Annotated in this window: 16 protein-coding genes; 8 read left to right on the top strand and 8 right to left on the bottom strand. The window is 60.8% G+C overall.

The features are described 5' to 3' along the window. Positions 1–37: 37 nt before the first annotated feature. The 4 genes from L6R21_21325 to L6R21_21340 all read right to left on the bottom strand — a co-directional run bounded on the left by L6R21_21325 (position 38) and on the right by L6R21_21340 (position 7094). Positions 38–2134: a prolyl oligopeptidase family serine peptidase gene (locus L6R21_21325; GenBank protein ID MCK6561747.1), complete on the bottom strand. Its 2097-nt coding sequence runs from the start codon at positions 2132–2134 to the stop codon at positions 38–40. Between the two features lie 76 nt (positions 2135–2210). Then, entirely contained in the window at positions 2211–3833 is a 1623-nt protein-coding gene (locus L6R21_21330; GenBank protein ID MCK6561748.1) for a protein kinase, read from the bottom strand. 277 nt (positions 3834–4110) lie between these two features. Beyond that, complete coding sequence (locus tag L6R21_21335; GenBank protein ID MCK6561749.1) at positions 4111–5595, bottom strand: sigma 54-interacting transcriptional regulator; 1485 nt, start codon at positions 5593–5595, stop codon at positions 4111–4113. A 506-nt stretch (positions 5596–6101) separates the two neighbouring features. Beyond that, on the bottom strand, positions 6102–7094 hold the full coding sequence (locus tag L6R21_21340; GenBank protein ID MCK6561750.1) for a carboxypeptidase-like regulatory domain-containing protein: 993 nt from the start codon (positions 7092–7094) through the stop codon (positions 6102–6104). A 110-nt stretch (positions 7095–7204) separates the two neighbouring features. On the opposite strand from L6R21_21340, the gene L6R21_21345 reads away from it, so the two are divergent. From L6R21_21345 to L6R21_21365, 5 genes are all read left to right on the top strand, one after another. Then, the gene (locus L6R21_21345) at positions 7205–7633 is read left to right on the top strand and encodes a hypothetical protein (GenBank protein MCK6561751.1); all 429 of its coding nucleotides are present in this window, start codon (positions 7205–7207) and stop codon (positions 7631–7633) included. A 1-nt stretch (position 7634) separates the two neighbouring features. Next, the gene (locus tag L6R21_21350) at positions 7635–10406 is read left to right on the top strand and encodes a DUF5666 domain-containing protein (protein MCK6561752.1); all 2772 of its coding nucleotides are present in this window, start codon (positions 7635–7637) and stop codon (positions 10404–10406) included. Between the two features lie 459 nt (positions 10407–10865). Then, positions 10866–11783 carry an ATP-binding protein gene (locus tag L6R21_21355; GenBank protein MCK6561753.1) on the top strand — a complete coding sequence of 306 codons (918 nt, stop codon included), beginning with the start codon at positions 10866–10868 and terminating at the stop codon, positions 11781–11783. 391 nt (positions 11784–12174) lie between these two features. Then, positions 12175–12456 carry a hypothetical protein gene (locus L6R21_21360; GenBank protein ID MCK6561754.1) on the top strand — a complete coding sequence of 94 codons (282 nt, stop codon included), beginning with the start codon at positions 12175–12177 and terminating at the stop codon, positions 12454–12456. A 90-nt stretch (positions 12457–12546) separates the two neighbouring features. Further along, a complete protein-coding gene (locus L6R21_21365) occupies positions 12547–13233 on the top strand; it encodes a zinc metallopeptidase (protein MCK6561755.1) in 687 nt (228 codons plus the stop codon). Positions 13234–13361: 128 nt separating this feature from the next. Here L6R21_21365 and L6R21_21370 read toward each other — a convergent pair whose 3' ends face one another. The 4 genes from L6R21_21370 to L6R21_21385 form a co-directional block, all read right to left on the bottom strand. Further along, positions 13362–14741 (bottom strand): SPOR domain-containing protein, encoded by a 1380-nt coding sequence (locus L6R21_21370; protein ID MCK6561756.1) that lies wholly within the window; start codon positions 14739–14741, stop codon positions 13362–13364. Between the two features lie 132 nt (positions 14742–14873). Further along, positions 14874–15776 (bottom strand): YihY/virulence factor BrkB family protein, encoded by a 903-nt coding sequence (locus tag L6R21_21375; protein ID MCK6561757.1) that lies wholly within the window; start codon positions 15774–15776, stop codon positions 14874–14876. A 15-nt stretch (positions 15777–15791) separates the two neighbouring features. Continuing rightward, on the bottom strand, positions 15792–17636 hold the full coding sequence (typA, locus tag L6R21_21380; GenBank protein MCK6561758.1) for a translational GTPase TypA: 1845 nt from the start codon (positions 17634–17636) through the stop codon (positions 15792–15794). A 379-nt stretch (positions 17637–18015) separates the two neighbouring features. Beyond that, complete coding sequence (locus L6R21_21385; protein ID MCK6561759.1) at positions 18016–18750, bottom strand: SDR family oxidoreductase; 735 nt, start codon at positions 18748–18750, stop codon at positions 18016–18018. A 210-nt stretch (positions 18751–18960) separates the two neighbouring features. On the opposite strand from L6R21_21385, the gene L6R21_21390 reads away from it, so the two are divergent. The 3 genes from L6R21_21390 (at position 18961) to L6R21_21400 (ending at position 23193) form a co-directional block, all read left to right on the top strand. Continuing rightward, a complete protein-coding gene (locus L6R21_21390; protein MCK6561760.1) occupies positions 18961–21669 on the top strand; it encodes a tetratricopeptide repeat protein in 2709 nt (902 codons plus the stop codon). Positions 21670–21797: 128 nt separating this feature from the next. Continuing rightward, positions 21798–22373 (top strand): hypothetical protein, encoded by a 576-nt coding sequence (locus L6R21_21395; protein MCK6561761.1) that lies wholly within the window; start codon positions 21798–21800, stop codon positions 22371–22373. Between the two features lie 13 nt (positions 22374–22386). Then, positions 22387–23193: a hypothetical protein gene (locus tag L6R21_21400; protein ID MCK6561762.1), complete on the top strand. Its 807-nt coding sequence runs from the start codon at positions 22387–22389 to the stop codon at positions 23191–23193. Positions 23194–23281: the final 88 nt, after the last annotated feature.

The following is a 23281-nucleotide window of genomic DNA, read 5'->3' on the forward strand; positions in this document are numbered from 1 at the left end:
AACCAGAAGCGCGCCTGCCCGCCCGGCGTCCGTTCCCTCACTTGCCCGCCATCGTCATTCCAAACGTTTTGAACAAGAAGGCATAAAGATCGGCGGATTCCTCGATCATTTTGGTCGTGGGCTTGCCGCCGCCGTGGCCGGCTTTGGTTTCGATGCGAATCAAAATCGGATGCGGGCCGGCTTGCGCCGCTTGCAGGGTGGCGGCGAATTTCTTGGCATGCGCCGGCACCACGCGATCGTCGGTGTCCGCGGTGGTGATCAGCGTGGGCGGATAGGCCACGCCCGGCTGCACGCGATGCAACGGCGAATAGGCGTAGAGAAATTTGAAGTCTTCCGGTTTGTCGGGGTCGCCGTAATCCGAAATCCAATAACGCCCCACCGTGAATTTGTGATAACGCAGCATGTCGATCACCGGCACCTGGCAGAGGGCCGCGCCGAAAAGCTCCGGCCGTTGCACCAGGCACGCCGCCACCAACAGACCGCCGTTGCTGCCGCCGCTGATCGCCAGCTTGCGCGGATTGGTGTAGCCGTTGGCGCACAACCACTCCGCTGCCGCGATGAAATCATCGAACACGTTTTGTTTGCGCGCCAGCGTTCCGGCTTGATGCCATTCTTCGCCGTACTCCCCGCCGCCGCGCAAATTGGGAACCGCCAACACGCCGCCGTTTTCCAGCCACAACGCGTTGCTCACCGAGAACCAGGGCGTCAGACTCACGTTGAAACCGCCATAGCCGTACAGCAACACCGGATTCTCGCCGTTGCGCGCCAGCCCGCGTTTGTGCGTGAGGAACATCGGCACGCGCGTGCCGTCTTGGGAAGTGTAGAAGATCTGCTGCGTCTCGTAGGGCGTGGGATCGAACTTGATCGCCGCGCCGCGGAATTCCGCCATGCGATCGGTGGTGAAATCATAGCGGTAGATCGTGGCCGGAAAGAGAAACGAGGTGAACTGGAGGAACATTTCGCTATCCTGGCGCCGGCCCGAGAGCCCGGAGATCGAACCAATGGTTGGCAGCGGCAGCTCGCGCACGAAACCGCCGTCGCGGCCGTACACTTTCAACACATGATGGGCATCGCGCATGTAGGCCACCACGAACTGGTTGTTGACCATGGTGGCGAAGGAAATAACCTCCGGCTGCTCGGGTATGATTTCCCGCCAGTGTTCGCGCGCCGGCTGCTCGAGGTCGATTGCGATGACGCGGCCGCGCGGCGCCTGCAAGTCAGTCTGAAAGTAGAAGATCGTGCCATCATTGTCGATGGGCGTGTAGCTGGCGTCGGCTTCTTCCAGCAGGCGGACGAACGGGCCATCGCTGTCGACCGCGCGATAGTAAATGCGATTTTTGGGATCGGTGCCGTGATAGACGTAGAGCACGAGATATTTGCCGTCGTCGGTGATGAACGGGATGAAGCCCAGCTCTTTGAAGTCCGGTCGCTCGAACACCAATTGATCTTGCGTTTGCGGCGTGCCCAGGCGATGGTAGTAGACGCGATTGAAATTGTTCTCGTCTGCTTTTGCCACCGTGCCCGGTTCCGGAAAGCGGTTGTAGTAGAATCCCTGCTGATCATGGCGCCAGGCGATGCCGGCAAACCGGCACCATTTCAGCGTTTCCTCGAAATCCGCGCCGGTGTCGACATTGCGAATCTTGATCTCCTGCCAGTCGCTGCCGCGGCTGGAGAGGCCGTAGGCCAGCAGCCTGCCGTCCTTGCTGTAGGCCTGGTTGGTCAACGCCACCGTGCCGTCGGCGCTGAGTTGATTGGGATCGAGCACGACCCGGGCCGCGCCGTCGAGTTCCTCCTGCAGGTAAAGCACGGCCTGGTTTTGCAGGCCGTCATTCTTGGTGTAGAAGTAGCGGCCGCCTTCGCGCACCGGCACGGAATAGCGGGGGTAATTCCACAGCGCGGTGAGGCGTTGCTTGATCGCCGCCCGGCTGCTGATTTTTTCCAGGTAGCTGAAGGTCAGCTGGTTTTGCGCCGCCACCCAGGCCTGGGTATCTTCGGCGTCGGCGTCTTCGAGCCAGCGATACGGATCAGCGACGCGCACGCCGTGATAATCGTCGATCACTTCGGCCTTTTTGCTGTGCGGGTATTGCAGCGGCTGTGCCGGCAACGCCAGCACCGAACCCAGCAGCATCATCATGCTCCTTGCACAAACACCGGTCCACGACTTTTTGATCTTGGCAACGGCTTCCGTGTACACGAGTGGCCCTCCTTTCTTAGAACATGTTGATCGCGAGGCGCCGCGTTTCACCGGCGCGCAGCACGATCATCTCGGTTTTTTCCCCGAGTTGGGGATGCACGAACTTCAACTCACAAGCGCCGGGCAGGAGCAGCAGCGTTTGTTCGCCGGCATGCGGCTCGCGGCGCCGGCCATTTACGTAAACCTCCGCCCACGGGTTGATTTGCAGCTCGAGTTGCGCGACGTGATCCCAGAGCGAAAAGAACAGCGTGTCCGGCGAATGGGCAGAGAGTTCCAGCAGCAAACTCACCGGCGGGAAATTCGGGTTCTTGAGCACGAGCGCGTGCTTGCCGGCAGGAAGAGAAACCGGTGCCGACAGCGGCGTCATGCCGAGCGAATCGCCCGCAACAAAAACATAGGCCCAGGGATTGCTTTGAATGGACAAGGTGCGCAGCGGCGGTATTGCCGCGCTGTCAACGGCATTCTCGTGAGGCAGCGGCGGCAACGCCGGTTCCGTTTTTCCTGCCGGTGCTTTCTCTTGCTGCCCCAACTGTGGCTTTGCCTGCGTCAGACCGGATGAATCCGCCGAGGGCATTGCAGTGTTGGGAGGCTCCGTTCGCTCTTGCGCTGCCTCAGGTTTCATCGCATTCAGTCCCCAATGAGCCAGCAGCGCCGTGAGCGCCAAGCCCGCGGCCGCGGCCAGCAGTGACCGCCATTTGCGGGACTTGGGCGGTTGCGCGGCTTGCTGCTCAAGCGGTTCGGCGCGTACGAAGGCGGGCGTGGCCGCCAAAGGCCAATTCTCCGGCGCAGCCAGATACTCCTGCAACCGCCGGCGCTGCGTCTCCGGGGTGCCGAGTACGAAATGCTGCGCCAGCCAGATCCGCGCCGGTTCCGCGCCGGCCAGGCGGGCAGCGGGTTTCTTGGCCAGCAAGCGTTCGAACAACGCGTCGAGCACGGCCGGCGCGTGCGGACTCACGGTGGTGATGGGCAGCGGCGCGACGCGCACGATGGCGTTCATTTCGCCGCCGGCGGTGGCGGATTGAAACGGCCGGCCACCGGCAATCATCTCATAAAGCAGAATGCCCAACGCAAAGAGATCCGCGGCGGGCGTGGCGTTTTCGCCGAGAATGATTTCCGGCGCGAGATAGCCGGGCGAGCCGGTCAGCCCGCTGCCGGCGGGGCGCGCGGCATTCGAAGTGGCGAGATCGAAATCACACAGCTTGACGCTGCCGTCGTGGCCGAGCAGGATGTTTTCGGGTTTGAGATCGCGATGGATGAAATTGCGGCGGTGAATCTCCGCGACGCCGGCGAGCACCGCGTCGAACAGGGTGAGGGCAATCGCGACCGGCAGTTTGCCGGCCTGCGGAGCCTGCTGCAGCAGGCTCCGCAGGGTTTGGCCTTCGATGAATTCCAGCGTGAGGTAGCGCAGGCCCTCGGCCACGCCGTAATCGATAAGCTTGACGAGATTGGGGTGGGTGATGCCGGCGTAGATCGCGGCTTCCTGCGCGAAGCGCGCGGCGGCCTCGGGCGCGTTGCCGTTGACGGTGAAGGTTTTGACCAGCACCAGTTGCCCGGTGCGGCGGTCCAGCCCGCGATAAGTCGCGCCGGTTTCACTGCGCTTGATTTCGGCGAAGAGCTGGAGGTTGCCGAGGGTTTTCATATTGGCCAGATCTTGGTGCGCTCGTGCATTCTGGTGTACACGGTTTGCAGTTTGCGATGAAGCCGGCCGGCCAGCCGTCGCCACGGGAATGCGACAAGGCTGTGTCTCGTCTCCCCCCAGGAGAATCGCCACGAAAACGACGTGAAAGTTCCGACCTCGGCTGAGCCGCGGTTTCTAAAACTTCGAGTGTCGCAAAAACGCTGGGGATTTTGCTGCAACGGCCAAGCCGCTGTAGGAACATTTTCTAAGTTGGCCACGATTTTGGACAGACCCCGGACTATGCGCCCTGCCACTCCTTGAGCCGGTAATGCAACCACCGCCGCGAAACCCCGAGCGCTTTGGCCGCTTCAGTGACATTGCCCTGGTGCTGGTGCAGCACGCGTTCGACGATGCGGCGCTCGTGATCGCGCAGCGATTGCAGCTCCGTGGTTTCGGAATAAGACGGCGCCTCGAGCCGTAAATCCGCGGGCGTGAGATAGCCGCCTTTGGCGAGCAACACCGCCCGCTCGATGGTGTTGCTCAGCTCGCGCACATTGCCGGGCCAGTCGTGGCTGAGCAGCGCGGTGAGCGCCTCCGGCGCGAAGCCGGCAATCGGGCGTTTGGACTTGGAAGCGGCGCGGTCGAGAAAATGCTGCGCCAGCAGAACAATGTCATGACCGCGATGGCGCAAAGCCGGCATTTGAATGGTGATGACGTTCAGGCGATAGTATAGATCTTCGCGGAAACGCCCGGCCTTCACCTCGCCGGCGAGATCCTTGTTGGTGGCGGCCAGCACGCGCACTTCGATCTTGCGCACTCTGGTTTCGCCGATGCGGCGCACTTCTTGTTCCTGCAGTACGCGCAGCAGCGCGGTTTGAATCTTGGGGGAGATGTCGCCGATCTCGTCGAGAAAAATCGTGCCGCCATCAGCTTCTTCGAACAACCCCTTTTTTTCATGCGAGGCGCCGGTGAACGAGCCTTGCTTGTGGCCGAACAGCTCGCTCTCCAGCAGACTCTCGGGTAGCGCGCCGCAAAACAGTGCAATGAACGGCTTGTCTTTCAAGCGGCTGTTGTAATGCAAGGCGCGCGCGATCAATTCTTTCCCCGTGCCGCTTTCGCCGAGGATAAGCACGGTGGCGGTGGTATCCATCACGCTGCGCACGGTGTCCAGCACGCTGCTCATGGCCGGGCTTTGGCCGATGATGCCGGTGAATTCGCTGGCCTCGGCCATGGCCTGGCGCAGCCGCCGGTTTTCGCTGCGCAGTTGATCATACATCTGCGCGTTTTCGATGGCGATGGCGGCCTGATGGGCAAAGGCGTTGAGAAACGGCTCCATTTCCGGACGGAACTTGCCGCGCGTTTCCGTGCTGTCGATGTAGATCGCGCCCAGCCGCCGCGTTTTCACGCGCAACGGCAGACAGGCAGCGGCCACGATTTTCTGATCGAAGATGCTCTCGGAGGAGCGGAAGCGCGCGTCGTCGGCGGGATTGTAGGTGATCAAGGTCCCGCCGCCGGCCATTGCCGCTTCCACAATGCTGCGCGAGAACGGCGCCACGGCATTGAGCGCATTGGGCGCGAGATTGTGTGCCACCCGCACCTGCAATTCCGCCGGGTCATCCTTTTCCGACATCAGAATGAAGCCGCGCTGGGCGTTCACCGTCTGCAGCGCGATCGCCAAAATGCGCTGCAGCAGCTCATCAATGTCATAAATGGTGTTGATGCTTTCGCTGATCTGCGAGAGCGCGAGCAAAGGATCGGAGAATTCCGCAATGGGTTCGGACATAGGCACCTGGGGCTTGCAGCCTGCTGGGTGTTGGCCAAGCGTCGTCGTTTCCTGGTCAGTTGCTTTGTTTCGAGTCACATGCCAAGATTCCTGCCACGGAGAAAACAGAGCAAACCGAGAGGAACAAGGCAAGAAGAATCATACACTGATTTGCAGACAAACTGCAAACCGAAGCTTCTGCGAAGCTGCACATAACTGCTCGGCGAAATTCGGCGTCATCGCTGACCATCGGCGATAGAGTTTTTCCACCGCAATGCGCCGAAGTCACCGAGCATCTCCGAAAAAACTTTGGCAGGATGATTCATCGGCAGAATTATTTTGAATCGTACTGCCGGCAAATTGTTCTGCCACAAACTTTCAGAATTCTATTCCAACTTTGAGCGCCTCACGGCTTACCGTCATTGCGCCTCCCGTTCGCACTGTTTTCTCTTGGCCAACGCTGCAGGTCGCGGCTTGCCCGCATCGCGCACGGCCATCCGGCGCTGCACCGTCAACGTTCGGCAAGCTCACTGCACCACAAATGTGGCTTCCTTGGAGCGGCTGCTGTTGCCGAAGCGGTCGTTTACGGTAACTGTCCAAAAATAAGAGCCGGTGGTCAGCCGGCCAGGATAGGGCGCCGCGGTGGTGCCGGCCGGCAGCTCTGGGATCGTCAGCAACAGCGTTTGAAAGCCGCTGATCAGTTTGAAGACTTGAATGGTAAGAGTATGCTCGAAGGTGAGCGGCGGCATGAGCCATTTCAACTGCGGCGCATTGGTGGTGAGCACTTCGCCGTTCGCGGGCTCCTGCGGCAGTGGCTCCTCGGCGATGACGCGAACCAACTGAAACGGTGCCGAAGTCACCTGCGCGCCGGGCGCATCCGTGGCATCAATGCGAAAAGACTCACCCACCAGATTGTAGGGGTCGATCAGGCTGCCGCTCTGATCCCGCAATTCTTCCGGAGAAAAAGTGCGTTCCCATGCACCGTTCGAGTTGCTGCGCCGCAGGGTATCGGCGAACGCCGCGGCCGGAATCTCCACGCGCACGCGCTGCAGGTCGTTGCTACCGTCGCCGTCGAGCACTTCCGCGGTGACCGTCAGGAAAACGAAATCCGTGTCGCTCACCGAGGCGCGCGTTTTAACATGTGCTGCGGTTACGCGCGCGTCTGCCACCAGCGGCAGGGCATTGAGACGAAAACTCAACACCCGGGTCTCGCGCGCCGCCACTTCCACCTCGGCGCTGTCGGCGGCATAACCTGCTGTCGTCGCGAGCAGCGTGTAGCGGCCGGGAGCAATTCCGGCAAAGGTGAATTCGCCGTTGGCATTGCTGCGGCGGCTGGCGCCGGTCTCCAGCAAATGAATGTCGACGTCCGGCAGCGGCCGGAAAGGTTGATAAAAGCTGGTGACGGTTCCGCTGAGAACGCCCTTGTCCAGGTAGGCAGGAGATTCCGGATCGAGCGGATTGCTGTGCTCGGCCGGCGTGGTGCAGGAAAAAAGCCAGCAGCATACGGCGGTCACGGGCACCCAGCGCAATTGCCTAGCCCGGCCTGCCGGCCGCTTTTGAACACAACTTGCCGTTGTTATATGATCAACCATACACCACATGCCCGAGGGGAGGAGACAACCGCTGCCCTGTGATCATTCCACCGATATGGCAAACAGGCAGCGCCTTGCCATGCGAAACCATTACCACAGGCAAGAATCAAACCAGTTCTTGCCACGCGAGTTCATGCGAGGTTGAGGCCGGTTTGCCAATTCAACTATACAAACAACGCCGCGAATATAGGGATTTGCCGCCGAATTTCAAGCACAAACCTGGCAGGTGGGAAGCTCGGATTTTCTGCGAAAATACTGCGTTTTTTGTTCAAGGGCAAGACTTGCGCGGCGGCGCTGCTACTCGGCGTGCAAATTTTGCCCATCATTGCGCACCCGGTGATGCCAGTCCAACACAGATTATGGATTTATCGGCCGCGGGCAGCATGCCGGGTAGTGGCATCAAGTTTGAAGACGGATCGGACCGCAAGATCACCTACTTTTCACATCACCTTACCATAAGGCCATGAAATGTTGCGACGAAGGGTACAGGCTTTTGCATTTGGGCTGAAGGTGGCCATCTGGGTGTTAACGCTCGCCACCACGGTGGCAGCGCAGAGTTTGCAGATTTCACGGCAGCGTGATTTTTCGACTCCTGACGGCATTTTTGCCTTCACCGACACGTTGCATGCCCGCGTGATCGCAGCCAATGTCAACTACCTGGACTTGGATAAGAACGAATTCCGGCTGCAACCCGCCAGCGGCGGAATCGGGACGGAGGGCAAGTTTTCCAACCGGCTGAACGGCAGCTACGAAGCTCACATTCCGCTGGCAGGGTTAGACCCGACGCAGACCATTTGGCTGTTTCGCGCGGAAATTCGCGATCACCGCAACGGCCAGTTCAAAGCCGAAGTGCCGATCGTGATTCAAGTCCAACCGGGCGTCGGCGACACGCTGATCATCACCGGCCGGTTGGAGACCGTCACCAAGGATTACATATCCCTGTCCGGTAACGACAAGATCTATGTGGACAATCGCACTCTTGTCATTGAAGGCTCGCGCACCCTGTCGCTCAGCGATCTGCGGCCGGAGTGGAAGGTGCAAGTGCTGGCGCAGCGCGGCAATGATAACAAGCTGTGGGCGCGCCTGATCTTCGTGCTGGAGCGTTCCACCTCCTACCCGATTGAAACCAAAGGTTATGTCGCGAGCATCGCCGATTCGGTGGTGACCATCAACAATATCGCCTTCACTGTCGTACCCACCACCAAGCTGCTGGATGACAAGGGCAATCCCCTCACGCTCGCCGGCTTCAAGGTTGGAATGGAAGTGGAAGCCAAGGGCACACGGCTGGCCAACGGCGTCGTGATTGCACTGCGTTTGAAGATTGAGGACGAAAGCTCCGGCAACCACGAAATCGAACTGACCGGACGTATCACCGCGCTGATTGACAGCGTGCGGCGCTATGTGGTCGTGAACGGCACGCGCTTCGAAGTCATCGCCAGCACCGAGATTCTGGGTTTCGACAACGAGCCGATTGCATTTGCCGATTTGCACGTCGGTGAACTGGTGGAGGTGAAGGGCCGCACGCGGTCCAACAATGTTCCGCTGGCCACCCGCATTGAGCGTGAGGACCAAAACGGCGGAGACATTGAGATCACCGGCTTGATTACCGACTTGGGCGATTCCACGATGACGGTGAACGGGCTGCGTTTCCGCATCGTACCGGCAACCATCATTCGTGATGAAAAGGACGACTTCATTGCCTTCAGCGCGCTGCGCACCGGCATGACGGTGGAAATACACGCCGATATTCTGCCCGGCAGCCTGCCGGTCGCCACCCTCATCAAGATCGAAAAGCAGACGCCGCCGGTCTTCGAGATCAAGGGCTTCATCGACCGGCTCACCGAGAACAGCGTGACCGTGTTGGGCCTGACATTTCTGGTGGACAGCAGCACCGACGTGCGCGATGAGAACAACAACAAGGTACCGTTCTCCGTGCTGCGCGCCGGCATGCTGGTGGAGGTGAAGGCTTTGGTCGGCGCCGACCAGAAGCTGTTCGCTACGCGTATCAAGATTGAAGACTTTGATCGCGACGAAATCGAGCTGCGCGGCGTCATCACCGATTTGCAGAACAACGAGAAATTCGTCGAGGTGACCGGCCTCAAGTTTTTCGTCACCACCAGCACCGTCATCACCGACCAGCAGGGCAACGCGATTTCTTTCGAGGAGCTTGCCATCGGCCAGGTGGTGGAGGTGCATGCCCGGCGTGAGGGCGGCCGCTGGCTGGCCTCGCGCATTCAAGGGGAAGATCGCATCGATCCCATCGTCGAAATCTTCGGGCGCATCGAACGCATTGCGCGCAACGGCGGCGACACGCTCTATCTCTACGGCCGTCCCTTCGTCGTCACCAATACCACGGTGATCGTCAACCGCCAGAACCAGCCGATTCCGTTCGAGGCGCTTCAGGCCGGTGCCTTCGTCGAAGTGCGGGCGCAGCTCATCGCCGATCACACCTTCACCGCTCTGCGCGTGGAACTGCGCAGTCAACCCGGCAACGACGAGTTCGAGTTCACCGGCAGCCTCAATGCGCTCAGCTTCACCGCCATGCAAGTGGACGGCTTCGAATTCCAGGTGAATGCCGCCACCGTCTATCTCGGCCCGGACGAACAGCCGATCAAGATCGAAGACCTGCACCTCGGCATGACCGTGCAGGTCAAGGCGCGGCAGCAGGGCGGCCGGCTGCTGGCTTTGCAGGTGAAGGTCGAAGACCGCCGCGCGCTCGCCGGCAGCCTCACTCAGGTGAGCGGCAACACGATCTACGTGCAGGACTTGCCGCATGTGGTTACTGACAGCTCGCTGCTGCTCGATGCGAAAAACCAGCCGGTGACCATGAATGAGTTGCACACCGGCCAGCAAGTTGAGTTGGTGGCGCAAGCCAGTCAATCGCAACTCGAAATCGTAAAACTGCGCATCGTTTTCGAGAGCACCACCGGCGTGAAGGAGGGCGGATCGCCGGCCGCGCCCAGCAGCTTTGCTCTGTGGCAGAATTATCCGAATCCGTTCAACCCGTCCACAGTGATTCGCTTCGCCCTGCCGCAAGCGGGTCAGATGCGGTTGGCGGTTTACAATATACTTGGCCACCGGATCCGCATGCTCATGGAAGGCGTGCGGCCGGCAGGCGAATTCCAGGTGACTTGGGACGGCCGTGATGAGGCCGGCCGGCAAGTGGCTTCCGGCATCTACTTCTACCGCCTGGAAGCCCAGGGCCAGAGGCAGACCCGCAAACTGACCCTGATGCGCTAGAACTTCCACCGTTACCCCACCCCACACAGCCCAAGGGCGCGGCGTTCTGCTGCGCCCTTTTTGTTTCCGGGCCGGCCGCGCCTGAACTTTTGCTTGCTTCTCCGGGCGCATTTCCATACTTTTTTGCCCGTCAACGGCCCGCCGGAATGATCAGTTTTTTGCGAGCAGGAATGGTCATTTCAGCCGGCTTGCCGGTATAGTTAATATCTTTCCGAAAACGTTTCAACCTCGGCTGAGCCGAGGTTGCCAAACCTTCGAGGGTCGTGAAAGCTCGGAGGATTTTGATGCACCGGCCAGACCGTTGCCGGAACACATTCTCAAAAGTTCACGGTTGCGGACGGGCGCGAGTTATTCTCGATCTGGTAATGGCGAAACCGCCCGGCCCGCGCTACTCCCGCACGGGCACCACTCCATTGGTTGGCGTGCAGCAGGGCAGAACCAGGAATCCAAAATTTTGTTATGAAGAAGCCACTTTTTTTCGTGGAAACTGCCGAAGGCCCGCCCTTCGTGATCAGGCTCCACTTTGATACCAACGCCCCGATGCCGGAATTGGTGACCCGGCTGGCCTCCTATTTTGAGATGACGTTGAGCCAGGACAAGGTGAACTATGTCGTCGATATGGAGAACGTGCTTTTCCCTTCCACCAAACTGATCGCACTGTTGATCGCCACCGCGGCGCGCGCGCGGCTGCGCAACGGTGATCTCAAAGTCGAAAACCTGCCGGAAACCGCCAAGCACAAGTTCAAAGCGTTCAACGCCTGGGACTATCTCATCGAAGATCCCGATGCGCCGGCTTGGCCCTCCTATGCCGGCAGCGCCGGCACCATCTGGCATGATGAGGACAGCGTCCAGGCGCTGGCTGAGATCGCGGAGCCGCCGGTGGTGCATGAACTGCAGGATACGCTGCACGGAACCGCGCCCGTCGAGGCGGTGGCGGCGAATCCCGCCAGCCTGGAGGAGGTCAACACCTATTCCCTGCGCGTCGAGAGCACGATCGCCAATCTTTATCAACTGTGCGATTTTGTGGTCGAACATGCCAAACAAGCAGGCATGAATGTGCGGGAAATCGGCAAGATCCGCATCGCGGTCTACGAGGCCTGCTTGAATGTGATCGAACACGCCTATCACTCCAATCCCGGCAATTGGATCGACTTGTCGGTGCATTACAACCCGGAGAAGTTCATCATCGTGATTCAAGATACCGGCCTGAGCTTCCAGTTGAAGGCGCCGGCGGAATACGACGTGCAGGAGGCGGTGGCCAAACGCCGCACCGGCGGCTTCGGCATGCACATCATCCGCCGCTCGGTCGATCAGCTCGAATATCATCCCGACGCGGTGAACGGCAACCGGCTGATCATGCTGAAGAATTTGCGATAAGCGAGTAGACGGCGATCGCGGCAAATCTCAACAAATGGAGGGAATATTGCCATGAAACCTGGCAGCAAGAAGCGCGGCATTTGGGTGGCCGTGCTGGTGTGGCGTGGATTCGTTGAGGAAGTCCATGCTTTTGATGATGAAAAGGCGGCACGCCGGCGGCAAGGTTACTGGCGGGCCAGGATGAACCCTGAATACGATGAGACCGCGGTCGTGCAGGTTCACGTCAAGCAGACGCGAAGTTTGCGCGCTGGCAGAAGCGCAAGAAAGAAGCTTTGAATCTGCCGCCTCGTTTGCTGCCGGTGACGGCAGCCCAGCAGGATTGCCAAGCGCCCAGTCATTTCAGCCAAAACGCGGATTGGGCCTGGACGTACACTCAACCAACTCCGGAAACATGAACTCCCCTGACCTGCCATTGCCCACAACCGCCGCCCAAGACGAGCACACCACCGACCACTCCCAATCCTCGGCGCGCGCGCGCCTCGATGAAAAGCTGGCGCGTTGGCGCAAGAACAAATACCGCACCGCCGCCGGGTTCGTGCTGTTGGGACTTCTGGGTTTGTTCTTGCCGGTGATACCCGGGCTGTTGTTTTTGGGCATCGCGTTTTGGCTGATCTTTCCCAAGCATGCGGAGAAAATCTGGGGCGATCTCAAGCGAAAGTTGGCGGGTGAATGAGGCGGCGGTCTTTGCCTGGCTTCCGGAAACCAGCGGCGGGCATGGGCGTATCGGGAACCAAATTTTCTGACCTCATTTTGGAGGAGCACAATGCCATTCTTTTTTTCGACGATGGATTTGGTGCTGCTGGTGCCGGCGATGTTGTTTGCCCTGTGGGCGCAGTGGAAGGTCAAAAGCACCTACAGCAAATTCAGTGAAGTCCGCTCGCGCTATGGCCGCAGTGGCGCGGAAGTGGCAGCCTCTCTGCTCAATCGCAACGGCATCGGCGGCGTGAACATCGGCCGCGCCGAGGGCCTGTTGTCGGACTATTATGATCCCACCCGAAAGGAAGTGCGGCTGTCCGAACACAATCACGACGGCAATTCCATTGCCGCGCTGAGTGTGGCCGCGCATGAAGTCGGGCACGCCATTCAACACAAGTTGGCTTACGGCCCGCTGAATTTCCGCACCTCTTTGTTTCCTGCGGCCAACATCGGCTCGTCGTTGGCAATGCCGCTGGCGCTGATCGGCATCTTCATGCGCATGCCGCTGCTGCTCGATATCGGCATCGTGCTGTTCTCTGGTGCGGTGTTGTTTCAGCTTGTCACACTGCCGGTGGAGTTCGACGCCAGCCGGCGCGCGCTCGCGCAACTGCAATCCGGCGGGTATCTCGCCAGTGATGAAATCGGCATGGCGAAGAAAGTGTTGACCGCCGCGGCCCTCACCTATGTCGCCGCTGCCGCCGTTGCCGTGATTCACCTGGTGCGTCTGGTGATGCTGCGCCAGGGCGACGAATGAGTTTCACGCGCAGCCGGTTTGATGAGCTTATGCTCTCCGGACCACCGCAGCGTCGCAAAGAACAAAAGGGAAGCCGGGTTGATGCCCGTCTTCCCTTTTGTTTTGCCCCGGCAGGATTGAAATCGCAATCATGGCGGCGTTGCCGCGGGCCGGTCGTAATTGGTCACGAAATATTCACTCACAATTCCCGCTGCCTTCAGGCTGTCGGCGGCCGCACGCGCCTTTTCCTGGGAAGGATAACGGCCGACGCGAATGGCATACCAGCCGTCCACATTGCGTGGCGGGACGACATACACCTCCAATCCGGAGGTCTGCAGGGATTGCATCATCCGATCGGCGCGGCGACGTTCCTTCACTGCACCGACTTGAAACGAGAAGTAGCGTTGTTGCTCGGCGGCTGGCGGTGGTGACGCAGGTGCCGCAACTTCCTCGGGCGATTGTTCCGGCCACACGAGAAAGATCATGAGCAGTCCAACTCCTGCCGCGGCCGCCCAGGCCCAACGCCGGTGTTTCCCCAACCAAGAAACGGCATAGAGCTTTCCTTCCCGCGCGGCAAGTTCGAAGCTCTCCAGCCGCTGCCGCAACGGCACGCTGGGAGGCGCAGCCGGCCGGCTCTCTGCCCGCCAGCGTTCGATCTCTTCCGGTGACAACAGGGAAGCACAGGCCGCGACCACGCGCGCGAGCGCATCGTCGCGTTGCACCAGCCGATGCGCCGCATGCAAGTGATGCAGCGCGCGGCGCACGCGCGGATCCTCCCCCCATTGCGCTTGAAAAGCGCGCGCATAGCACCAGCCCGCGAAATCGTCATGGCGCTCCCGCCCCAGGATCTTCTCCATGCACAGCGCGAGAATCTGATCACTCAGGTTACCGTCGTGCGCCAGGTGGTTGGCATAGAAGTATTCGGCGCGATAGTGCGTGCTGCGGTTTTCCAGAAAATGCTGCACGAAAAAGTTGGCGAGCGCTTGATCGCCGGGATTGTGATCGAGCAGCTCCTCGGCAATCGCGGCGGTACCCATGGTCAGCTTGGGTTGATTCAATACGTAGGATTTGAGAGCGTAATAGGCTTCCTCCGGCCGCACGCCTTCACGCAGCGCCGCCAGCAACTGCGTACGCGCATGCGGGTCATCGAGATGCCCGGCATAAAAGGGAAAGTAGCTGCGCCGCAGAGCCTGCTCGCATTTTTCCTGCTCGCGCGGCGACAGCAGGCCGCTGTCGAACAGCCGCCGCAGCAGTGGCAGCATCCCGGCCACGCTCTCTTCATGATCGGAAAGCAGCAGCTCCTTGCCGCGTTCCTGCAGGAAGGCAAAGCGCCGGCGGCCCAGGCGCGTGAGCACCGCGCTCACCAGCGGGAAGACCAGCAGCGCGAGAATGACGATGAGGAGGGTATCGGGAAAGTAGCTGCCGCGGAAAAGCAGCTCGTGCAGAATCCAGAGCGTGACAAAGGCCAGCACAGGGAGCAGCAGGATGCTCCAAAACAGGCGAAGCACAAGCCAGCGATACATTGCCATGAGGGAGGCGTTCCCAAGCGATTCTTCTGAACTGCCGGAGCAACGAGCCAAGGTGGCGTTGCCGGAAGACAGGCGCGCGCCGTCACCGGCACAAATAACGGCTTTTCCCCACAAAAGCAAGCGTGATGTCACTCAAGCGCGCCGCTTTGCCCGGCCGGTTTCATCGCGCAACGTATCGGGCCGGCGGGCCGCAGCCGGGTTCGCGGCGGGCGGCTGGCGCAAATCGTACCAGGCGCTGCCCAGCTCGGCGCCGGCCACGAAGATGATGGCGGAATAGTAAATCCACAACACCAGAATCACCAGCACGCCGAAGGAGCCGTACAACGCGTCGAAGCGGCCCAGGTTGGCGAGATAGAGTCCAAAGAGCCACTTGGCCAGCTCCCATAGCGCGGCCACCAGCAGGGCCAGCGTCAAGACGATGCGGGTGGGAACGCGGCGCTCGAGCGGCAGGCGATAAACGAGGAAGAACATCACCGCCGAGGCGGCAAACGCCAGCGCCAGCGCGATGAAACTGTTGAGGCGGCTGAAATCATAGCCGCGCTCGCTCAGCCAGCTCGTCAACCAGTTTTGCAGATCGGAAATGACATAGGAAAATCCGAGCGAGAGAAACAGCAGCGCGCCGGTGAGCACCACCATGCCGATGTCGAACAGTTTGCCGGTGAGATAATTGAATTGCAGCTTCTGGCGAAAGGTGATTTCGATGACGGTGCGGATGCCGCCGAAAACGCGCGAGGCGGCCAGCAGCAGCGAGATCAACCCGACCGCGCCGATGATCTTGCGGTCTTTGATGAACTGCTGCAGGTTGTGCTGCAGTTCGGTGAGCGTGACCGGCAGGGCGCGTTCGAGAAAGGCGAGGATGTCCTGGTGCATTTGCTCGGAGGATTCGAGCACGTAGCCGGAGATCGAGAGCAGAATCAGCAGAAAGGGCAGAATGCACAGCATGAGATCGAAGGCCAGGCCGGAGGCCAGAAAGGCGCCATAATCCCGGTCAAAGCGCCGGCCGGCCTCCTGCATGACTTCCCAGGCGAATTTCACGGCTCGGATCATGGCTCACGAAACCAGGCGTTCCTCCGCGGCGCCGGCCAGGCGCTTGCGCTGCGCCGCGCGTTTGTCTTCATCCAGTTCCATTTTGCGCAGGCGAATGTTTTCCGGCGTGACTTCCACCAGCTCGTCTTCGCCGATGAACTCGATGGCCTGATCGAGCGTCAACGGCCGCGGCGGCCGCAGTGTTTCGGTGCTCTCCGCGGTGGAACTGCGCATGTTGGTGAGCTTTTTCTCGCGCGTGATGTTCACTTCCAAATCGCCGTTGCGATTGCGCTCGCCCACCACCATGCCGCCGTACACTTCCGTGCCCACGTTCACGAAAAACTCGCCGCGATCAACCAGGCCGAGCAGCGCGTAGGCGGTGACCCGGCCGGCGCGATCGGCAATCAACGCGCCGGTGTTGCGCTGCGGAATGGCGCCGTGCCACGGCGCATAGCCGTCGAACAGCGTGTTGAAAATGCCCGTGCCCTTGGTGTCGGTGAGAAATTCGTTGCGGTAGCCGATCAACCCGCGCGCCGGCATGCGAAACTCCAGGTTCACCCGGCCGCTGCCGTGATTGACCATGTTGGTCATGCGGCCCTTGCGCTGCGACAGCTTCTCGGTGACCACCCCGATGAATTCCTCGGGAATGTCGATGAACAAATGCTCCATCGGCTCGAGGATGTGCCCGTCGGCCACGCGCGTGAGCACGCGCGGCTTGGAGGCCATGAACTCGAAGCCTTCGCGGCGCATGGTCTCGATCAGGATCGCGAGCTGCAACTCGCCGCGGCCGCAGACTTCGAAGGCATCGGCGCGCTCGGTCGGTCGAATGCGCAGGGCCACGTTGTGCAGCGCCTCCTTCTCCAAACGCTCGCGCAGATGGCGCGAAGTGAGATAGCGGCCTTCCCGGCCTGCGAACGGGCTGGTGTTCACCGCGAAGATCATGGCGACGGTCGGCTCGTCGACATTCAGGCGTGGTAAGGGCCGGGGATTTTCAAGATCAGTGATGGTATCGCCGATGTGCACGTTCTCCACGCCCGCCACCACCACGATGTCGCCGGCGACGACGCGGTCCACCGGCACGCGCTGCAGGCCTTTGAAGGAATACAGCGCGGTAAACTTGACCGTCCGGCGTTCGTCCTCTTCGGCGCAGAGGCAGTAGTTTCTGCCCATCTCCAGCACGCCGTGGCGCAACCGGCCGATGGCCAACTGGCCGACGTAGTCATCGTAATCGAGGTTGGTCACGAGAAACTGCGGCAACGCGGAATCCTCGGCCTGCGGCCCGGGAATGGATTGCAGGATGGTTTCGAACAGCGGCAAGAGGTTCACCGCGCCGTCGTTCAGGCGGCGATGGGCCACGGCCCGCTTGGCGTTGGTATAGATGATGGGAAACTCGAGTTGGGCGTCGTTGGCATCGAGATCGATGAACAGGCCGTAAATCTCGTTGGTGACCTCCTGAATGCGCGCATCGCTGCGGTCGATTTTGTTGATCACCACGACCACCGGCAGTTGCGCCGCCAGCGCCTTTTTCAACACAAAGCGGGTTTGCGGCAGCGGGCCTTCGCTGGCATCCACCAGCAACAGCGCGCCGTCCACCATGCTGAGGGCGCGTTCGACTTCACCGCCGAAATCGGCGTGGCCGGGGGTATCGACGATGTTGATCTTGACGTCCTGAAACCAGATCGCGGTGTTCTTGGCCATGATGGTAATGCCGCGTTCACGCTCCAGATCCAGGCTGTCCATGATGCGTTCGCCGGTGACTTGATTGTCGCGGAAAGTGCCGCTTTGTTTCAGCATGCCGTCGACCAGGGTGGTTTTGCCGTGATCGACATGGGCTATGATGGCAATGTTGCGAATGCTGTCTTTGACCATAAACTGCTCGAGGCTCCTCAAACAAGGTGCGAACCGGCCGGCCCTGCCGCCGGCAGTTCTCGATAAGATTGAACAAAAAGACGCGCCGGGAAACGCGAACGGCAATAATACGAAATAAACCCTAAAATTGAAAACACAATTCTAAAGTGTTCGTGGCAACGGGGGGCAACGACTTGGCCGTTGCCCGAAGGCCTCGGAGTCTTCACGGTGCTCGCAGTTCTGGAAACCTCGGCTTAGCCGAGGGTGGAACATTTTCGGGCGGACACTGAATCACAGGTCAAGTGGGACGGTGTGATGGATTTGCTGAATGCGATTGTCCGTGCAGTGCTGCAATCCTGATGATCCTGTCGCAGCATGCCTCGCCACGGCTGTGCGCAACTCAAATTCCCCAGCCGCCGCTCAGGTGAAGGTTGGTGCCGGTCACGTAGCCGGCTTCGGGGGAGAGCAGAAATTTGACCGCGGCCACAACATCCGCCACTGAACCGGCGTGCCCCGCTGGAATTCCCTGCATCGTCTTTTCCAACTCGGCGGGCAGGGCCGTGCCGGAGTCGATGAATGCCGGCGAGATGGCATTCACCGTAATGCCGTCAGGCGCGAGCAGCCTGGCAAGCGTGCGGGTGAGAATGAGCACGCCGACTTTGGCGATGTAATGCGCGGTCAAATTGGGCGAGCTCGCCAGTTGATCGGCATGCACGATGCTGAAATTGACTATGCGGCCCCAGCGCCGGCGCTGCATGCCGGGCGCCACCAACCGGCTGAGATAGAACACCGGATGCAGATTGTGATCGAACATTTCATGCCAGCCGGCGAGGGTTTCCTCGAACAACGGCACACGGTGGAAGGCGCCGGCGCAATTGAGCAGCGCATCGATCCGGCCCCACTTGTCTTCCACCTCCCGCACGAACGCAGTGGCCGCCTCGGGATCGGAGACATCGCACTGCCGGCTGATGACGCGGCGGCCCGCGGCGGCAATCGCGGCGGCCGCGCTGCCGGCCGCTGCCGGACTTTTGCGGTGGCACAGCGCAATATCCCAGCCGGCCTCGGCGAGCGCCAAGCCCAGCGCGCGACCGATGCCGCGGCTGCCACCGGCAATGAAGGCAACTTTTTCAGTCATGCTCAGCCTCTTCTCTCTTTCTTCTGCTGCGTGAACCGGTGAATGCTGACGCCTCCCGGCATGCGCCCAAATAAGGCAATTCCAACCCAAAGGGCAATCGCAAAGTGGCGGCCGCTTGCGGTGGGCCGAAATTAGTCTTGGCAATATAGATTCATATTCACTATCTTTTTTCAAATGGCAGATGTGAGGACTCTGTACTACGGAATGATCATGGCCATGCCAAAGCTGTTTCCCCGTTGCACCCGCCTGCTGTTGTTGGTTGCCGCCCCGGTTGTTTTCTCCCAAACCCCTGTGACGGTGCCCGTGCGCAGTGCTCCCGAATACCAAGAATTTCTCGCGGCGCAGCGTCTCCATGAGCGCGGCGCGTATCAATCCGCCGCCGAGCAGCTCGAGACCTTCGTGCAGCAGCATCCGGACAGCCCGGAAGCAGCGCCCGCGCGTTTTCTGCTGGCGGAAGCCTGCATGCAGCTCAAACAGTACGAACGCGCACTGACGGTCTATCGCGCGGTGAAGGATCTGCATCCCGACAGCCCGCTCGCACCAACCGCGTGGTACCGTGGCGGGTTTGCGGAATTTCTACTGGGGAAATGGCAATTGGCGGTGAGCACGCTCACCCGCGCGCTGGCACAATATCCCGAGCATCCGCTGCACCAGCGCGCCGTATTTTTGCTGGGCGAAGCCTATTTGCAGCATCAAGAGTATGAAGCAGCGCTCGCCGCTTATGCCCGTCTGTTGAAGGAATATCCGAACGGCGAGCTGGCCGCCGAGGCCCTGCACGCCCTCGGACTGGCGCATCTGGCACGTAAAGAGCATGAGGCTGCCGGCCGGGCTTTCGAGCGGCTGCTGCGCGAGTTCCCCGAACACCGCTTGCGCAATGCCGCCATGCTCGAAAGCGGCCGCGTTGCGGTCGCGGCGGGTGACACGGCGCAAGCGCGCGCGCGCTTCCTGCAGGTGCGGCAGAATGGCGCAACCGAGGCAGAGTCTGCGGCGGCATGCTATGGACTGGGCACGCTGGAATTTCGCGCGGCACGTTACCAAGCCGCCGCCGGACATTTTCAGGATCTGCTCGACCGGTTTCCGCAAAGCGCAAACGCCGCGGCGGCCTCCTTCATGCTCGCGGAGTGCCGCCTGGGCCTCGGGGAGTATGTTCTCGCCGAACAGGCTTATGCTGCGGCGCTGCAATCCCATCTTGATGATCCCGCGGCCGCGCGCGCCCGTTATCAAATGGCGCAGGCGCAATTCCAGCAGGGGAAATTTGAGCAGGCCGCGGCCGGATTTCAACAACTGCTCGCGCTGAATCCCGCGCCGGAATTGGCCGCTGAGGCGCAATTCTGGCTAGCCGAAGCCAGCTACAAAGCCGGTTGGTCCGCCCAGGCTGAGCAGCATTACGAAGAATTGCTGCAACAGTGGCCGCAGACCGGACACGCGGGTCAGGCCTATTATGGCAAGGGTTGGGCGGCACTGGAACGCAATGAAATGCCGGAGGCCGCCGCGCTTTTCAGTCGCGCTGCGGAACTCAGCGCGGACTCGTCCGACCGCATTGCGGCGCTGTTGCGCGCCGGCGACGCTTACGCTGCACAACGGCGCTTCGAACTGGCGATTCAGCAATATCGCGCGGCGCTCAATCTCCAGCCGTTGCCCAGCCAGGAAGCCGAGGCGCACTTTCAAATCGGCATGTGCCAGTACAAGCGCGATCAACTTCGGCCGGCCATCGCGAGTTTCACGGACGTCGTGCAACTTCATCCGCAAGCCAGGCTCGCGGCCGCCGCCCAGCTCATGACTGGCCGCGCCTGGTTTCATTTGCAGGATTATGAGCAGGCGCTCGGCGCTTTCAGCGCGGTGCTGATCCATTTCAGCGACAGCGAACATGCCGCGGAGGCGCAGTTCGCGCTGGGGGAATGCTATTTCCGGCTGCAGCAATATGAACACGCACGCGCCGCCTATCAGGCGCTGCTCGACAACTATCCCAACAGCGAGCGGCTGGACGAGGCGGTTACCGGCATGGAATGGGCGTTGGCGCAACAGGGCCGCAGCGCCGAGGCGATCGAGGTCGTCGACAAATACCTCGGCCGTTTCGACGATCCCGCTGACGTTGCGGAGCTTCTGCTGCAGAAGGCGGAGTTGTGTGCGCAATTGCGCCACACCGAGTGTGCGGTGGCGGCATTGCGGCAAATCACGCGTGATTGCCCCGCCACGCCGGCAGCGCAACAGGCCTGGTTCAAAACCGGTTCCTGCTTTGAACAAAGCGGTGATTTCGATCAGGCCATTGCGGCTTACTTCGAGCAGGCGCAGACGCATCCCACTTCGTTCTACAGCGCCGAAGCGCTGTTCCGCGCCGCCGGACTGTTGGAAAAAGCCGGCGATTCCGAGCGCGCGTTGATTGCCTACGAACAATTGCGATTGATGCATCCGCTGCACTCGCTGGCCGTGCGCGCCAACTATCGCGGCGGCTTGATGCAAATCGCTTTGCGCCAATTCGACCAGGCCCGCGCCCGCTTTGCCGCCATGCGGCAATCCCACCCGGAATCGAATGTGCAGGCGCTGGCGCTCTTGGGCCTGGGCAAGCTGGCGCTGGCCGAAGATCGTGAAGAGCTGGCGCGCACGCATTTGCGCGCCGCGCGCGAGCTGTCTGACTCTGAAGTCGCGGCCGAAGCGCAATTCGAGCTTGGGCAGAGTTACGTCCAGGAGCAGAATGACCGGCAGGCGGTGGAAGAATTTCTGGCGTTGCAGCCGGTTTATGGCGACTATCCGGAGTGGGCGGCGCAAGGCGTGATTGCTGCCGCGCAGGCCTGCGAACGGCTGCGCGAGTATGAAAAAGCGCGCCGCCTCTACCGGCAGGTGATCGAGAAATTCCCCATCAAGCCGGAATGGGTGCAGGCCTCGCAACAGCGGCTGGCTGCGCTCAAACAAAAACGTTAAGACGTGCTTGACGGCGGGAGGAGAATGACGGTGCAAGAGTTCTTGATTTTCTATGCGACGCTGTTGCTGCTCGTGAGTCTGGGCTGGTGGTGGCGGGAGGGGAAATCTGCCGGCCGCGGGGAGGAGTGATGTTCATTGGCCATTTTGCCGTTGGGCTGTTGATCAAGGCCCGGTTTCAGCGCGTGCCGATGGTGTTGATTCTGCTCGCGGTGCAACTGTTGGATTGGATTTGGCTGGTGCTGTCCTGGCTGGGGGAAGAGCACAGCCGTTTGATCCCGGCCGGCGGCCTGCACTATGTGCAATTCGATCACGTCCCCTATTCGCATTCCCTTTTTTGGATGGGATTTTACTCTCTGGTTGTGTTCCTGCTGTTCATTGGCGCGCGCGCGCAGCGGCATTGGGCCCTGCCCCTGAGCCTGGGCGTGCTCTCCCACTGGCCGCTGGACTGGCTCGTGCATCACGCCGATTTGCCGCTGGCGAATTTCGGCCCGGCCACCCAACTGGGGCTTGGGCTGCAGGCCTTCTCGCCGATGGCGGCCCACGGCCTGGAATTGTTGCTGCTGCTCGTGGGCTGGGGAGTGTATTACCGCACGCTGCGCCGCGTACCCGGCCGGCAAGGTGCCCGCGTCTGGGAAAGTTTGGTTCTGTTGGTGGCCGCGTGGCTGGCCATGTTGCTGTTCTTGTCGATTGCAACCCTCAGTTAATGCAGGAAACCTCGTGTCCCGTTTGTTTCACCATTCTGTGATGCTTCTGCTCGTGCTCTCCGCATGCTGGTGCGTGAGGTTGTGGCCGCAAAGCGCCAACGTCGAGCGCAGCGCCGAAATCAAGCGGGCGTTGCAACGTGGCGAGTTTCAGCTTGCCACGGCGTTGGCGGACAGCGCCATTGCCCATTTTCAAGATTTCGCGCCCGCCCAGCTCGCGGAGATTCATGCGCTGCGCGGCCTGCTCGCTTACCGGCGCAATGAGGCCGCTGCCGTTGACGCCCATTTCCGCTCGGCCCTGCAGCTCTCGCGTACGATTCAGCTCGATCCGATTTTCTTCTCGCCGGCGCTGCAGCATCGCTTCGAACAAATCCGCAGTCAAATGCCGCAGACCGAAGCACCCGTGCGCCTGGAAACACGCTACCTGATGATTCCGGATCAGCGGGTGGCTGCCGCCTGGCGTTCGCTGGTGCTGCCGGGCTGGGGGCAACGTTTCAAGGGACAGAAAACACGCGGCCAGGTTTTCCTGATCTCTGCGGCCACGCTGGCCGGCGCCACGCTCACCGCCCATGTCTTGCGGGAACGCGCCGAAGAGCGTTACCTGCGGGCCGGGGCCGCAGAGGTGCAGGCGCGCTATCACACCCTCAATCGTTATCATCTGCTACGCAACAATCTGGCGCTCGGTCTTGGAGTCGTGTGGGGGGCCTCCTGCCTCGATGCGCTGATCTTGCGCGTCACCCCGCCGGAGAAAAGCAGTGCGGTTCACACCCGCGTGCAGTTCGCCGCTGAGGCGGCTGCGCTCACCTTCAGCATCTCCTTCTAAAAAGCGTCCCTCCCACAACACCACCGCCCGGGCGGTTTTTTTCATTTCTGGATGACACCAAAAAAAAGGGCCGGCGCCTGAAAACCGG

It is taken from the genome of bacterium (assembly GCA_023150945.1).
Classification (GTDB): Bacteria; Zhuqueibacterota; Zhuqueibacteria; order Zhuqueibacterales; family Zhuqueibacteraceae; genus Coneutiohabitans.